The following is a 15,774-nucleotide window of genomic DNA, read 5'->3' as shown; positions in this document are numbered from 1 at the left end:
TCATTTTTTGAACATTTTGTTATCAATAATTTTGAATTTTTTATTGATGTATTTTCAGTAAAAAAAACAATCAAAACCAACTTAATTTAACACAAATGGAAACCAACGAATTATTTAAGCAGCCAGTAATTATTGACAAAGAGGTGGCATGGGACAAGTCTCAAATCATTATGAGTAAAACAGATCATCGAGGAATCATTGAATATGCAAATGATGTTTTTGTAGATGTTTGTGGCTATGAGGATTATGAATTAATGGGGCAGCCTCATAGTATCATCAGACACCCAGATATGCCAAAAGTGCTATTCAAAGTCTTGTGGGAAAATCTAAAACAAGGGGTCAATTTTCATGCTATCGTAAAAAATTTAGCAAAATCAGGAAGGTACTATTGGGTAGTTACCGATTTTGAATCTACTAAAAATGAAAATGGAGAGATTACCAATTATTTTGGAAGAAGAAGAGCTGTTCCTCAGGAAATTATCTCAAATCATATTGAACCATTATATAAAAAATTATTGCAAATTGAAAATGCGAGTGGTGTCGAATACAGCGAAAAGTATTTAGTAGGTTTTTTAGAAGAAAAAAATCGTTCTTATGTAGAGTATATTAATGATTTGTTTACTGAATATGAAAAGGCACAAAAAACCGAAACGACAGTTGAAGTCGAAGATGAAAGAGGTTTCTTTAGACGATTTTTTGGGAATTAATTTAATTCTTAATTTACAATATACACAAACCGCTTCAAGACATTGGAGCGGTTTTTATCTGCAATTCAATGCATTTCTTTGTGTATATTTGTCCACAAAAAGTTACCAATGCCAAGAATTATAGCCATAGATTACGGACAAAAACGCACCGGAATAGCAGTTACCGACGAACTACAAATTATAGCCTCGGGATTGACCACTATCCCTTCTGCTACTGCCATTGATTTTCTGAAAACGTATTTTTCCAAAGAAAAAGTCGAAGCAGTTTTGATTGGCGAACCCAAACAAATGAACGGCGAGCCTTCGCAAAGCGCCTCGATAATCAAAGGATTTGTAACGCATTTTACCAATCATTTTCCTGAAATGAAAGTTATTCGAGTTGACGAAAGATTTACGTCCAAAATGGCTTTTCAATCCATGATTGATGGTGGATTAAGTAAAAAACAGCGCCAAAACAAAGCACTTATTGACGAAATATCGGCAACAATTATGCTTCAAGATTATCTTAATAGAAAGTAATTTTCGTGCGCTAGTTTAACTTATAACATACTTTATTGCTATTGTTGAATTTGTAGAGTATCTCTTTACAATTTTGTTTTTTTTATTGTGTTTTTATGAACTATTTTTGCACTTTTAAAAAACACAACCAACAATGTCAGATACAACCATAAGAATTCATAGTGATGTAGTGTTAATTGGTGCTGGAATTATGAGTGCCACTCTAGGGTTATTGCTCAAGGAATTACAGCCTGATCTTAAGATTGAAATATACGAACGTTTAGATGCTGCCGCCTTAGAAAGCTCCGATGCGTGGAATAATGCAGGAACAGGACACTCTGCTTTTTGTGAATTAAATTATACTCCCGAAAGCCCCGATGGTACTATCAATCCTGCGAAAGCCATAAGCATTGCAGAACAGTTTGAGGTTTCAAGACAATTTTGGTCTTACCTTGTAAGCGAAGGTAAATTGGCCTCAGCAAAAGAATTCATTAAAAGCATACCTCATATTAGTTTCGTTTGGGGAGAAGAAAATGTTGCCTTCCTAAAAAACAGATTCAATGTTTTGCAAGCCAATCCTATTTTTGCGGATATGGAATTTAGCACCGATTTTTCAGATTTAATGCAATGGATGCCTTTAGTGATGAATGGCAGAAATGAAGGTGAGAAAGTTGCTGCAACTTCAATGAAAATTGGAACTGATGTTAACTTTGGTGCTTTAACAAGAATGATGTTTGCCTACTTAACTTCCTTAGATGGAGTAACAATTCATTTTGGTCATGAAGTGAAAAAAATGAAACAACGTGAGGATAAAACATGGCGCATAAAAATTACTGATTTGGATTCTGGACAAAAAGTAAAAGCCTATACAAAGTTTGTTTTTATTGGCGCTGGAGGCGGTTCGCTACCTTTGTTAGAAAAAGCAGATGTTCCAGAAGGCAAAGGATATGGCGGTTTTCCAGTGAGTGGGCAGTGGTTAAAATGTACTAATCCAGACGTGATTGCACAACATCAAGCCAAGGTATACGGGAAAGCAAGTGTGGGAGCGCCACCAATGTCGGTACCTCATATTGATTCTCGAATGATTGATGGAGAAAAGGCATTGCTATTTGGGCCTTTTGCAGGTTTTTCTACTCGATTCTTAAAAAATGGTTCCTATTCTGATTTGCCTTTGTCAATAAAACCAAGCAACATCATACCTATGTTGGTGGCTGGATATAAAAACATTCCTCTTACGAAATATTTAATTGAACAAGTTCGTCAATCTCCAAAGGATAGAATGGATGCTTTGAGAGAATATGTACCAAATGCAAGATCGAAAGATTGGAAGCTTGAGCGAGCTGGCCAACGTGTTCAAGTTATTAAGCGAGACGAGGAATTGATTGGTAAATTAGAATTCGGAACCGAGATGATTACTACTGCCGACGGAAGTTTGGCAGTTCTTTTAGGCGCGTCTCCTGGTGCTTCTACAGCGGTTTCGATTATGGTAGATTTGGTTGGAAAATGTTTTAAAGAAGAGATGCAATCTTCTGAATGGAAAGAAAAAGTCAAAAAAATGATACCTTCTTACGGACAAGCTTTGAATGAAAATCCAACGTTATTAGCAGAGGTGAGAGCAAGTACCGCTGAAGTTTTAAATTTGTAAAGGAATAATTTTGTTCATTTAGCCCCATATTTCATTTAGAAATTTGGGGCTTTTTTATTCTTTTTCTATTAATAATTTGGTGTTTTTTAAGATGTTTTCAGAGAGATTGATTAACCAAATTAACTGCTCGATAATGAGCTGTGCTTCTTGCATTTGCACTTTGTTGGTTGTAGCGTCCAAAGTACTTCTTTCTGTTAATTCCTTCATACGAATTGCCATAAGTTCAGTAAAACCTTTTGCTTTTTCAGAAGTTGAAATAGGGTTAATTTCAGCGTTATAATTTGGATTCAAAAGGAGTAAGGCTTCATCTAAGTTTTGTAAGACGGTAGCCATTACACGATTGAACGCATCAGAAGCAGCCGTGGTTTTGTGCGATTGAATATATGTTCCCATTGAGGCAATTGAAGATAGTAACGTGTGATTCAAAACTGCTAATTTATAGACTTGGTCAATTTTTTTCTGTTTTGATTTAGGTTCTTGGCTCATGCGTTGAAACGAAGCCATGAGGTTGCCTATTTCTATAAAGGCATTTTTTCGGGCTACTTTATAAACTGTGGTAACATTTCCTTTTTTGTTATAAAAAAGGGCAATTTCAGTCAGGTATTTTTTATTAGCAAAAATGGCTTTTTCAATATGATTTGGCGTATTTATAAATTCCCACGAAGGCCAAACAAAATGATTAAAAGTGTACGCTAAAAGTGCGCCGACCATAGTATCAATAATTCTAAATTGAATAACATTGTCAAAATCGGGAGTAAGAATACTATATAAAAAAACGACATACATAGTAACAAAAGTAGCGCTGGTCTTGTAGCTAATGTTAGAAAAAGACATACCCAAAAGCACACATAAAATGGCCATTAAACTCAATGCAACATTATTGTCTATAAAATAAATACAGCCAAAAGCAATGAAGCCACCGAGAATAGTACCAAAAGTTCGCTCAAAGGAACGTTCTTTAGTCAACCCATAACCAGGTCGCATAATAACGATGATGGTAAGCAAAATCCAATACACATTTTGAAAAGGCAAAAAGGTACCAATCAAAAATCCGAAGAGTAGCGTAATCGATAGGCGGAGCGAATGTCTAAAAAGTGTAGAAGAGAAACTTAAATTATTGATAAAGGTAGATAAAGGATAGTATTGTGGGGTTAGGAATTTTTCTAACTCTTTTTGATTTGTAACCACATCAACTTCCTCTATTTTTAGATTAAAAGCACGTTCTATAATTTTAATTTTTTCAACCTGACTTTCGGCATAATGCAACATGGTAGTCAACATAATTACACCTTCTTTTGCTTCATTATCGCCTAATGCTTTCTCGTACGCTAAAATAGTCGCTTCAAATTTTTTCAAATCTTCGACTAACGAATGTTTGGAGCGATACGTAGTTCTGCTCTCAATGTTTTTGCTCAGTTGCTTTAAGGTCTTTTTCAAATTGGTAGCAATTGTAGCGTAATTTCTTATAATTTCTGGATGTGTGTCAAATTTTTGATGCAGCGTTTTATGATCGAAAGCCGTCGCCAATGCCAACTCTAATATTTCAACCAAATTAACAAATACAATCAAAAGTTTTCGATTTTGAGCCGAATCCGAAGAAAGCGAATGATTACCAATAAGTACTTTTCGAATGTTCTCGTGGTTGGTGTTAATTTCAACTTGTAAGGCCAGTTGTTTTTCGGTTATCGTTTTTTTATCCGCATCAATTTTCCATAAATCAGCTCTTAATTTTAAATATTTGGCAGTTAAATCAATACATGAAGCCAATTGTAGTTCAATGAATCGATAAGGATTTAGGTAATAAAAAAGTAACGAGATCAAAAGATAAAACAATCCTCCTGCCAGCATTAACCCACAATATTGGAGCATTTCCCAACCCGAATGTAAATGGGCAAACGCCAAACAAATTGACAATAAGCACGAAAAAGAAACTGCCGTAGCTCTTTGTCCGTACACCGAAATCATTGAAAACAGAAATAGGAGCATGCCAAAGAGCGGATAAAAAATAATCCCGTACGGATAAGCAAGATTCACCAATAAATTGACAAAAGCTACCAATATTGCCGCCACAATCAAACCATTAATTTTATGCTTTAAGCTGCTAGGAATATCGCTAGGATAAGTAAAAAAAGCTCCCAGAGCAATAGTGAAACCCACGTCAAAATGTCCCAAATAAGCAAAAACCAATACTGGAGTTACTGTAGCTATGGTAACTTTCAAACCATTGGTAAAATGTGTACTATCGGCAAATTTTCGTATTTCTTCTATCATAGGGCTTGTTTCAAATCAAAGGTAAGAATTGTAGGCTTGTAATATAAATAATTGTGTGTAGAATTTGGCTTATTCGGGAAAAACAAAACTTATTCGCTATAAGGAATTCGGCATTGTTGAAATTTTACTATTTTTGCCAACCAATAAAAAAGGAAAGAACCCTTTTGTGGCATAAACTTAATTACGATAACAATGATTTTACCAATTATAGGGTACGGTGATCCAGTTTTAAGAAAAGTTGGAGAAGAAGTAACTACAGATTATCCCAACTTAAAAGAAGTAATTGCAAACATGTATGAAACCATGTACAATGCTTCTGGAGTAGGTTTGGCTGCAGAGCAAGTAGGATTGCCATTGCGTTTGTTTGTGATCGATACGGCACCATTTAGTGATGACGATGATGTGGAATCTGACGATCAAAAGCAATTGAAAAGTTTTAAAAAGACCTTTATCAATGCGAAAATTATCAAAGAAGAAGGCGAAGAATGGGCTTTTAACGAAGGTTGTTTGAGTATTCCAGATGTTCGCGAGGATGTTTACAGAAAACCAATTGTAACGATACAATACTGCGAAGAAGATTTTGTAATGAAAACCGAAGTTTTTGACGGTTTAATTGCCAGAGTTATTCAACATGAGTACGATCATATTGAAGGTATTCTGTTTACCGACAAAATTTCTTCTCTAAAAAAACGATTAATCCAAAAGAAACTCAAAAATATTACAGAAGGGAAAACGTTTCAAGACTACCGAATGAAATTTTTTGCCAAAAAAGGGAGATAAATTAGGGAGTAGTTTTGTATGTATTTGCTATTTGATTCAAAACTATTAACAAAGAACTATAAAAAATAAAAAAATGAATTTAGAAAAAATTTTAGCGATTTCAGGAAAACCAGGTTTATATGCATTGAAAGTTCAAACTAGAACAGGTTTTGTTGCCGAATCTTTGTTAGATGGAAAAAAAGTAACAGTAAGTTTAAAAAGTAACGTGAGTTTGTTGACTGAAATTTCTGTTTATACTTATGATGCCGAGAAACCATTGGCAGAAGTAATGTCGAATATTGCTAAAAAAGAAAACAACGGAAAGGCAATTTCTCATAAAGAAGACAATGCTACTTTGAATGCCTATTTTAGAGAAGTACTTCCTGAATATGACGAAGAAAGAGTTTATGCATCTGATATTAAAAAAATCTTGAACTGGTACAATATGTTACAAGAAAGAGGATTGGTTACAGATGATGCGCCACCAGCCATTGGAAAAGAAGAATCAGTGACTGAAGAAGTTGCTGCCGAACCAAAACCAAAAAAAGCAAAAGCTAAAAAAGAGTAGTAGCAAGTACATCAATATAAAATCCTGTTGAGTCTAATTTTCTTGACAGGATTTTTTTATTTTTACCAAAAACCAAAATCATGAATTCTAGAGCCTATCAGTTAGCAGCCTTCGATCGATTATTGACTATAATGGACGAATTGCGTGAAAAATGCCCTTGGGATAAAAAACAAACCATGCAATCATTACGTCACTTAACCATTGAAGAAACCTATGAGCTAGGAGATGCTATTTTGGATAATGATTTGAATGAAGTCAAGAAAGAACTAGGCGATTTGCTACTTCATTTGGTTTTTTATGCCAAAATTGGAAGCGAAACACAAGATTTTGACATTGCTGATGTCTGTAATGAAATTTGCGAAAAACTCATTCACCGTCACCCTCATATTTATGGAGATACTGTAGTGGAGAATGAAGAAGAGGTAAAGCAAAATTGGGAAAAACTCAAATTAAAAGAAGGAAAAAAATCGGTTTTGGAAGGTGTTCCTAGAAGTTTACCAGCCTTGGTAAAAGCTAGTCGAATTCAGGATAAAGTAAAAGGAGTAGGATTTGATTGGGAAGAACCGCATCAAGTTTGGGACAAAGTACAAGAGGAATTGCAAGAGTTACAAGAAGAAGTAGCGGCAGGAAATCAAGACAAAATGGAATCGGAGTTTGGAGATGTTTTATTTTCGATGATTAATTATGCCCGTTTTTTAAATATTAACCCAGAAGATGCTTTGGAGCGAACCAATAAAAAGTTTATCGAGCGATTTCAATACCTTGAAAGTAAAGCAGATCAATTAGGAAAACCGCTCATGGATATGACTTTGGCAGAAATGGATGTTTTTTGGAATGAAGCTAAAAAGCTTTAATAGATTAAATACGCGTCGTTTATATGTTTTAGGTTTAGCTACAAAAGAGTTCAAATTTTTTATAAAAACTAATTCTGAAACTAAAAAAGCTTTTTGTGATAAGTAACGGAAATCAATAAAAATCTTATTCGGCTACTTTTTTTAATTTATTCAAATCTTTAATAGCGATTTTTTTACCTACTAATTCAATGAGGCCACTCTTGTTGAATTCCGATAAAATACGAATGCAGCTCTCAGTAGCCGTGCCAATCATACCGGCTAATTCTTCTCTGGAAAGTTGTATTTTCAAAGTATTATCCGCGTTTTTTCCAAAAGTATCTTGTAGATAAATCAAGGTTTCAGCTAACCTGTTTTTTACGGTTTTTTGAGCCATTGAAACGACATGTAAATCAGATTCTTTCAAATCCCCACAAATGCTTTTCATCATTCCTAAGGAGAATTGATTGTTTTCGTTGAAAAAATTCAAGATTTCGGATTTTGGGATAAAACAAACTTCCATGTCTTCAAGAGCAATTGCTGAAAGATTGGCAGGCTCATCGCTAACCATAGAGCGTTGACCTAAAAGCTCTCCAGCCTTTACCAATTTTACAATTTGATCTTTTCCGTTCGTACTTAGTTTGGATAGTTTGCAAAAACCTTCCTTAATACAATATACACCGTTTATAGTTTCTCCTTCTTCAAAAATAGGTTCACCTTTTTTGATTGTGTAAGAAGTTTTGCAATTAGCAACTTTTAATAATTCTTCTTTGTTTAGTGCTTTTAAAGAACTAAATTCACGTACAATGCATTGTTCACATTTGCTCATTTGCGGGTGGAATAATTTTTGGCAAAAATAAGTAAATTTATGACAAAAGTCATATTTTTAAGCTAATCAATTTGCAATCTTTGCAGCACTTTAATAGGGACAATACTATATGGGAAAAGAAAATTGTTTTCACTGCGGCTTAGACATTGAGAAGGCTGACGTAATCCATTTTGATGCTAAAGTTTTTTGCTGTAACGGTTGCAAAACGGTTTATGAAATATTTAGTGCGAATGACCTTTCTTGCTATTATGATTTTGAGCAATCGCCAGGAGCAACACCTCTTGATATTGCAGGAAAATATGACTTTTTAGATAACCCAACTATTGTTGCAAAGCTTCTTGATTTTCAGGAAGAAAACACAGAAATTATTTCCTTAAGCATTCCACATATTCATTGCAGTTCTTGTATTTGGATTTTAGAAAATCTGCAAAAATTGCAACCTGGAATCAATACTTCGCAGGTTAACTTTCCTGAGAAGAAAGTGAGAATCAATTACAATCCAACTTTAGTGACGGTAAAAGATGTCGTTTATCTTTTGAGTTCTATTGGGTATGAACCCTACATAAGTCTTGAGAATTATGAGACTGGAAAAGAAAAAATAGATAGAAGTTTGACCTACAAATTAGGGGTAGCTTTCTTTTGTTTTGGAAATATTATGTTGCTCTCTTTTCCTGAATATTTTGAAGTGGAAGAATATTGGTTGAATCAATATCGAGGTTTTTTTCGTTGGTTGATTTTTGCGCTTTCTTTACCTAGTTTTTTCTACTCAGCTAGTGGTTATTATGTCTCGGCTTATAAAAGCATTCGTTCCAAAATGCTCAATATTGATATTCCTATTGCGCTTGGAATAGTGGTAATGTTTGTCAGAAGTACCTTTGATATTATCATGGATTATGGTTCTGGATTTTTTGATAGTTTATGTGGACTGATTTTTTTCATGCTTTTGGGAAAAATGTTTCAGATAAAAACCTATAGTTTTTTAAGTTTTGAGAGAGATTTTAAATCCTATTTTCCTATCGCTATTACCCGAATTAATCCTGATACTTCCGAGGAAAGTATTCCTGTTTTTGATATTCAAAAAGGCGATCGATTATTGATTCGAAATCAAGAACTTATTCCTGTTGACGGCATTTTAATTAGCGAAAAATCAGAGATTGATTATAGTTTTGTTACGGGTGAAGCCATTCCAATTGTGAAGCAATCGGGAGATAAAATCTTCGCAGGAGGAAAACAAATTGGAAAAGTAATCGAAATGGAAGTATTGCATTCTGTTTCTCAAAGTTATTTGACACAGTTGTGGAGCAACGATGTTTTTCAGAAAAAAGTAGAGCAAAAACACAAAACCATTACCGATACGATTTCCCGTTATTTTACCCCAATTTTGTTATTGATTGCATTTGTAGGATGGGGATATTGGATATTTTTTGATGCCAATACAGCTTTCAATGTTTTTACAGCAGTTTTGATTGTAGCTTGTCCGTGCGCATTGGCCTTGACGGCTCCATTCACTATGGGGAATGTATTGCGTATTATGGGAAAACAAAAATTTTATCTCAAAAATGCTTTGGTGATAGAACAGTTAGCCAAAGTTGATACTATAGTTTTTGATAAAACAGGTACTATAACAACCAATAAAAAATCAAATATATCCTATCAAGGGAGGCCATTTACTGAGGGCGAATATGCCATCGTTAAAAGTGTTTTACGAGCTTCAAATCATCCTTTGAGTAGAATGTTGTACGACTTTTTACCTGAAACCAAAAGAGAAAAAGTAACCGTTTTTGATGAAATTCCAGGTAAAGGAATACAAGCCACTGTATTAGATAAGCAAATTCAAATAGGGTCAGCTTCTTTTGTGGGTAAAATTCAAGAGGAAGGCATGCAACAAACTGCGGTTCATATCAAAATTGATGAGGTGTACTGCGGTCATTATATCTTTAATAATGAATATCGAACAGGTTTAGAAGATTTATTTCAGCTATTGAATAAAAAGTATGAAATAAAAATTTTATCGGGAGATAACGAAGGAGAAAGGCCTACTTTGGAAAAATTACTTCCAAATGGTGTGGAATTGGTTTTTAATCAAAAACCAGATGAAAAATTGGCTTTTATCAAACAATTGCAAGAACAAGGCAAAAATGTGATGATGGTGGGTGATGGATTAAACGATGCTGGAGCTTTGGCGCAAAGTAATGTTGGAATTTCGATTTCAGAGAATGTAAATGTGTTTTCACCAGCCTGTGATGCGATTCTAGATGCTTCAGAATTTTTCAAATTAAACTACTTTTTGAACCTTTCCAAAGACGCCATAAAAACCATAAAAATGAGCTTTGCATTATCCTTATTGTATAATGTGGTTGGGCTTGCTTTTGCTATCACTGGAAACCTTTTGCCGTTGGTTGCAGCAATCATTATGCCATTGAGTACCATTACGATAGTAAGTTTTGTGACGATCATGAGTAACTATTATTCCCGAAAAAAAACAAACAGTTTATACTAGAAATAGTTATTTTTTGCATAATTTTAACAAAACAAGATTAAATATGATAAAAGTCATATTTTGAAATTTTTCTTAAATGTATTTTTGTCTATATAATTCTTAATAATATGAGTGTCATTTATCTTTTAATTTCCATCAGTATTTTTGTCGCAATAGGCTTTTTTGTTGCTTTTGTTATTGCAGTAAGAACCGGACAATACGATGATGATTATACACCTTCTGTGCGAATGCTCTTTGACGATGAGTTAGCCAAAAAAAATCAAAAATCAACAATAACAAAAGAAAACTAATTTAATTATGGAAATGCAACAATTTTATTACGACAACAAAATTGTAAAGAAGTTCATTTACGCAACCATCGTTTTTGGTGTTGTGGGAATGCTTGTGGGCCTTATTTTGGCATTGATGTTTCTGTTTCCAAACCTAACCGAGGGGATTTCCTGGTTAAGTTTTGGTAGATTGAGACCTTTACACACGAATGCTGTTATTTTTGCCTTTGTAGGAAACGCAATGTTTGCTGGGGTTTACTATTCTTTACAGCGATTATTAAAAGCAAGAATGTTTAGTGATTTCTTGAGTAATCTTAATTTTTGGGGCTGGCAGTTAATCATTGTTGCCGCAGCAGTCTCATTGCCATTAGGTTATACTTCATCTAAGGAATATGCTGAATTAGAATGGCCAATTGATATTGCTATTGCGTTGATTTGGGTTGTTTTTGGTATCAATATGATTGGAACAATGCTCAAAAGAAGAGAGCGTCACTTGTATGTAGCAATTTGGTTCTATCTAGCTACTTTTATTACGGTTGCTGTTTTACATATTTTCAATAGTTTAGAATTGCCAATTTCGGCAATGAAAAGTTACTCAGTTTATGCTGGTGTTCAAGATGCTTTAGTACAATGGTGGTATGGTCACAATGCAGTAGCGTTTTTCTTAACGACACCGTTCTTAGGATTAATGTACTATTTTGTGCCTAAAGTAGCCAATCGACCTGTTTATTCTTATCGTTTGTCAATTATTCACTTTTGGTCTCTGATTTTCTTATACATTTGGGCAGGACCACACCACTTATTGTATTCTGCATTGCCTACTTGGGCACAAAACTTAGGAGTAGTTTTCTCAGTGATGTTGATCGCTCCATCATGGGGAGGTATGATTAATGGATTGTTGACTTTGAGAGGCGTTTGGGACAAAGTTAGAGTGGAGCCTGTTTTGAAATTCTTCGTAGTGGCAATGACGGGTTATGGTATGGCAACTTTTGAAGGACCAATGTTATCTCTGAAAAATGTTAACGCTATCGCTCACTATACCGATTGGATTATTGCACACGTTCACGTAGGAGCATTAGCTTGGAACGGATTTATGGCTTTTGGTATTATTTATTGGTTAATCCCAAGAATGTCAAAAGGAACGTTATATTCTACAAAATTGGCGAATTTCCACTTCTGGATTGGTACTTTAGGGATTATACTTTATGCTTTACCAATGTATGTTGCAGGTTTTTTACAAGCTTCCATGTGGAAACAGTTCAATCCTGATGGAACATTAACTTATGGAAACTTCTTAGAAACAGTGACTCAAATTATGCCAATGTATTGGATGAGAGCTGTTGGTGGAACTTTGTATTTAACTGGAATGTTGGTGTTAGTTTATAACATCGTGCAAACAGTTCGCAACAGCGATGCAATTGAAGATGAATTGGCAGAAGCTCCAGCTCTACAAGAAGTAAGCAACAAACGTTTTAAAGGAGAAAAATACCATACTTGGTTAGAAAGAAGACCAATACAAATGGCAATTTTAGCTACTGTAGCTATTTTAATTGGAGGTATTATTCAAATAGTTCCGACTATTATGGTCAAATCGAATATTCCAACTATTTCAAGTGTAAAACCTTATTCTCCTCTTGAATTAGAAGGACGTGATTTGTACATCCGTGAAGGTTGTGTTAGCTGTCACTCTCAATCCGTTCGACCATTCAGAAGCGAGGTAGAACGTTACGGTCCTCAGGCTAAAGCAGGGGAATTTGTATACGACCATCCATTCCTTTGGGGGTCAAAACGAACTGGTCCAGATTTGCAACGTGTAGGTCAAAAATACAATGACAACTGGCACTTTAACCATTTCTGGAGCCCACAAAGTATTTCAGCAGGTTCAATTATGCCAAGTTACAAATGGTTGTTCGATAACAAACCGATGGACGTTTCGATGACTGAAAAGAAAATGAAAGCCATGGTTACTCTTGGTGTTCCATATACAGAGGCGCAAATTGACAACGGACAAAAAGACTTGAGAGCACAAGCTGTCAAAATTGAAGAGAGCTTGAAAAATGATCCTGACTTCGTAAAAAGTTACGAAGAGAGCAAAAAGAAAGCAGAAGCAAGAGGAGAAAAATTTGTTCCTATGAACGAAAGAGAGATTGTTGCTTTAATTGCTTATATGCAACGTTTAGGTACTGATATTAAAGTGAAGGACAATAAATAAGAAAGGCTATGTTTGAACAAATTAAACACAATATGGAGACGATTGCAGGGATTGAAATCTATCCAATACTTTCATTATTGATTTTCTTTTTCTTCTTTGTAGGATTAGCTTTTTGGGTGTTTTCGTATCAAAAAGAAACCATTCAAGAAATGAGTAATATTCCACTAGAAGACAACCCTTCTGTATAATTTTAAAGCGTAAAAAAATGAAAAAATTAATTCCAGTATACGTTAGGGTTCCCCTTATTTTCTTTGCCGTTTTTGGTGCGATGGAGTTTTTTATCGATTCAGGGGATCGTCCTGCATTTATTAAATTCCCAATGGTTTCTGTATTCTTGTTTGTCTTTCTTTTCTTATTGATTGCCATCGAGATAACTGTTAGTGCTATTGATGCTATTACGTATAGCTTGTTAACCGATGAGCAAAAAGCCAAAGTAGAAGAAGCTTCTTCTGTAAGTTTAGGAGAAAGTGATTGGTATAAAAATCTAATGAAAAAATTAACCAAATCCGCTCCAATTGAAAAAGAAGGGGAATTGCTTTTGGATCACGATTATGATGGAATTCGTGAGTTAGATAATAGCTTGCCACCGTGGTGGGTGTATTTATTCTATACCTGTATTGTTTTTGCCGCTGTGTATTTAATTCGTTATGAAATATTAGGCGCTCCAGATCAAGAAACTGAGTTGAAAAATGAAATTGCCCAAGCTAAAATCGAAGTGGCCGAGTATATGAAAACGGCTCCTGATTTGATGGATGAGAAAACAGTTACTTTGTTGACAGATCCAGCTGAATTAGCCATTGGTAAAGAAATATTCACTACCAATTGTGCCGCTTGTCACCGTGCTGATGGTGGTGGTCAAATTGGGCCAAACCTAACAGATGATCATTGGATTTTGGGTGGTGGAATCAAAAATGTTTTTCATACTATCATGAATGGTGGTCGTGACGGAAAAGGAATGATTTCTTGGAAAGGAACTTTGAAACCAAAAGAAATGCAAAAAGTTGCGAGTTATATTTTATCTTTAAAAGGGAGCAATCCTAAAGACCCTAAGGCTCCAGAAGGAGAAATCTGGGTTGATGATGCCGCTCCAAAAGCAGATGCCGCTGCGGCTCCAGTAGCAGTAGCTAAAGATAGTACGCAAGTTAAATAAAGCAATTATAAAGTAATTTATGATAATTCCTGTGTCAAAGTGTTTTACTTTGACACAGTTGTTTTAAAAAGTCTTATAAAAACAAAAGCCATGGCAGTTTTACCTGATGAATCTTTTCGTGATAGTATTGCCACTATCGATGAAGAAGGCAATAGAAAGTACATTTTTCCCAAAAAACCTTCGGGAAAATTTTACAACTATCGCAAATGGTTAAGTTATTTTTTGTTGATCATTCTTGTTGCCAATCCATTCATAAAAATTAATGGAAACCAGTTCATGATGTTCAATGTTTTAGAACGTCGTTTTAATATTTTTAGCTTTCCATTTTGGCCACAAGATTTCTATCTTTTTGTATTGTTCATGATTGTAGGAGTAGTATTTGTTATACTATTTACAGTAATTTTTGGACGTATTTTTTGTGGATGGATTTGCCCTCAAACCATCTTCTTAGAAATGGTTTTTAGAAGAATAGAATATTGGATTGAAGGTGATCGTGGCGCTCAAATTCGATTGGATAAGCAAGAATGGAATACCGATAAAATAAGAAAGAAAGCTACAAAATGGTTTATCTTTCTTTTGATTTCTTTCTTTATTGCTAATGTGTTTTTAGCTTATTTAATTGGGAGTGACGTTTTATTCAAAATGATTGAAGATGGCCCTAAAGGACATTTAAGCACTTTAATTTCACTATTGATTTTTACGGGAGTATTTTATTTTGTCTTCGCTTGGTTTAGAGAACAAGTTTGTATTATTGCTTGCCCATATGGACGTTTGCAAGGTGTTTTATTGGATAATAAATCCATCAATGTTGCTTACGATTTTGTTCGTGGTGAAAAAGAAAATGGACGTGCAAAATTTAATAAACAAGAAGACAGAGCGACAACGGGAAAAGGAGATTGCATTGATTGTAAACAATGTGTTCATGTGTGTCCTACAGGAATTGATATTAGAAACGGAACGCAATTAGAATGCATCAATTGTACAGCTTGTATTGACGAGTGTGATACGATTATGGAAAGTGTTGGCTTGCCTAAAGGATTAATTCGTTATGCTTCAGAAGATGAAATTGAGAAAAACGAGAAATTCAAGTTCACTACTCGAATGAAAGGCTATAGTGCGGTACTTTTTATTTTAGTAGGTATTCTTTCTGGATTATTATTTTTGCGTGCCGAAATCGAAACGTCTATTTTGCGTTTACCAGGACAATTGTTTCAACACAAAGGAAATAACATAAGTAATGTGTACACCTTCAAGATCATCAATAAGTCCAACAATGAAATTAAAGATGTTCATTTTAAATTAAAAGACATTAAAGGAACATTGAATGTGGTAGGAAAGCAAAATCTAATGGTGCCAAGACAAGGTATGAGTAGCGGAACTCTTTTTATCGAAATCAATAAATACTTGCTAGAAAGCGATAAAACCAAAGTTGAAATAGAAGTGTACGAAGGCGATGAATTGATACAAACTACAGCGACCAATTTTTTAGGACCACGTAGTTTTGATTAGTATTGTTTTTAAATAAATGAATTATAA

The 15,774-nt window shown here is 34.5% G+C and carries 14 protein-coding genes; 12 read left to right on the top strand and 2 right to left on the bottom strand.

All coding sequences use genetic code 11. The annotated features are described in order from the left end of the window. The first annotated feature begins 95 nt into the window (after window positions 1-95). The 3 genes from O9307_RS10770 to O9307_RS10760 all read left to right on the top strand — a co-directional run bounded on the left by O9307_RS10770 (window position 96) and on the right by O9307_RS10760 (window position 2,850). Complete coding sequence (locus O9307_RS10770; protein ID WP_298298934.1) at window positions 96-707, top strand: PAS domain-containing protein; 612 nt, start codon at window positions 96-98, stop codon at window positions 705-707. 108 nt (window positions 708-815) lie between these two features. Further along, window positions 816-1,226: a Holliday junction resolvase RuvX gene (gene ruvX / locus O9307_RS10765; RefSeq protein ID WP_298298931.1), complete on the top strand. Its 411-nt coding sequence runs from the start codon at window positions 816-818 to the stop codon at window positions 1,224-1,226. A gap of 133 nt (window positions 1,227-1,359) precedes the next feature. Further along, complete coding sequence (locus O9307_RS10760; RefSeq protein WP_298298928.1) at window positions 1,360-2,850, top strand: malate:quinone oxidoreductase; 1,491 nt, start codon at window positions 1,360-1,362, stop codon at window positions 2,848-2,850. Window positions 2,851-2,904: 54 nt separating this feature from the next. Here the strand turns inward: O9307_RS10760 and O9307_RS10755 are convergent, their stop codons facing one another. Then, the gene (locus O9307_RS10755) at window positions 2,905-5,121 is read right to left on the bottom strand and encodes an FUSC family membrane protein (protein ID WP_298298926.1); all 2,217 of its coding nucleotides are present in this window, start codon (window positions 5,119-5,121) and stop codon (window positions 2,905-2,907) included. 192 nt (window positions 5,122-5,313) lie between these two features. On the opposite strand from O9307_RS10755, the gene def reads away from it, so the two are divergent. From def to mazG, 3 genes are all read left to right on the top strand, one after another. Continuing rightward, window positions 5,314-5,901, top strand: a complete 588-nt coding sequence (def, locus tag O9307_RS10750; RefSeq protein ID WP_298298923.1) for a peptide deformylase — start codon at window positions 5,314-5,316, stop codon at window positions 5,899-5,901. Between the two features lie 73 nt (window positions 5,902-5,974). Beyond that, window positions 5,975-6,448, top strand: a complete 474-nt coding sequence (locus tag O9307_RS10745; RefSeq protein WP_298298920.1) for a DUF5606 domain-containing protein — start codon at window positions 5,975-5,977, stop codon at window positions 6,446-6,448. Window positions 6,449-6,528: 80 nt separating this feature from the next. Further along, a complete protein-coding gene (mazG, locus tag O9307_RS10740) occupies window positions 6,529-7,302 on the top strand; it encodes a nucleoside triphosphate pyrophosphohydrolase (protein WP_298298917.1) in 774 nt (257 codons plus the stop codon). A gap of 124 nt (window positions 7,303-7,426) precedes the next feature. Here the strand turns inward: mazG and O9307_RS10735 are convergent, their stop codons facing one another. After that, a complete protein-coding gene (locus O9307_RS10735) occupies window positions 7,427-8,107 on the bottom strand; it encodes a Crp/Fnr family transcriptional regulator (protein WP_298298914.1) in 681 nt (226 codons plus the stop codon). Between the two features lie 109 nt (window positions 8,108-8,216). Here O9307_RS10735 and O9307_RS10730 point away from each other — a divergent pair, with 109 nt between their 5' ends. From O9307_RS10730 to ccoG, 6 genes are all read left to right on the top strand, one after another. Further along, window positions 8,217-10,607 (top strand): heavy metal translocating P-type ATPase metal-binding domain-containing protein, encoded by a 2,391-nt coding sequence (locus tag O9307_RS10730; RefSeq protein WP_298298911.1) that lies wholly within the window; start codon window positions 8,217-8,219, stop codon window positions 10,605-10,607. A 107-nt stretch (window positions 10,608-10,714) separates the two neighbouring features. Continuing rightward, a complete protein-coding gene (gene ccoS / locus O9307_RS10725) occupies window positions 10,715-10,897 on the top strand; it encodes a cbb3-type cytochrome oxidase assembly protein CcoS (protein ID WP_064715144.1) in 183 nt (60 codons plus the stop codon). A gap of 7 nt (window positions 10,898-10,904) precedes the next feature. After that, window positions 10,905-13,088, top strand: coding sequence for a cytochrome-c oxidase, cbb3-type subunit I (ccoN, locus tag O9307_RS10720; protein ID WP_298298905.1), 2,184 nt, complete (start codon window positions 10,905-10,907; stop codon window positions 13,086-13,088). Window positions 13,089-13,096: 8 nt separating this feature from the next. After that, on the top strand, window positions 13,097-13,276 hold the full coding sequence (locus tag O9307_RS10715) for a CcoQ/FixQ family Cbb3-type cytochrome c oxidase assembly chaperone (protein ID WP_064715142.1): 180 nt from the start codon (window positions 13,097-13,099) through the stop codon (window positions 13,274-13,276). A gap of 17 nt (window positions 13,277-13,293) precedes the next feature. Continuing rightward, the gene (locus O9307_RS10710; protein ID WP_298298901.1) at window positions 13,294-14,238 is read left to right on the top strand and encodes a cbb3-type cytochrome c oxidase N-terminal domain-containing protein; all 945 of its coding nucleotides are present in this window, start codon (window positions 13,294-13,296) and stop codon (window positions 14,236-14,238) included. A gap of 90 nt (window positions 14,239-14,328) precedes the next feature. Then, window positions 14,329-15,747 carry a cytochrome c oxidase accessory protein CcoG gene (gene ccoG, locus O9307_RS10705; protein ID WP_298298897.1) on the top strand — a complete coding sequence of 473 codons (1,419 nt, stop codon included), beginning with the start codon at window positions 14,329-14,331 and terminating at the stop codon, window positions 15,745-15,747. The last annotated feature ends 27 nt before the right edge of the window (window positions 15,748-15,774 follow it).

It is taken from the genome of Flavobacterium sp., assembly GCF_027531905.1.
GTDB lineage: Bacteria > Bacteroidota > Bacteroidia > Flavobacteriales > Flavobacteriaceae > Flavobacterium.
This window is presented reverse-complemented; position numbering and strand designations above follow the sequence as displayed.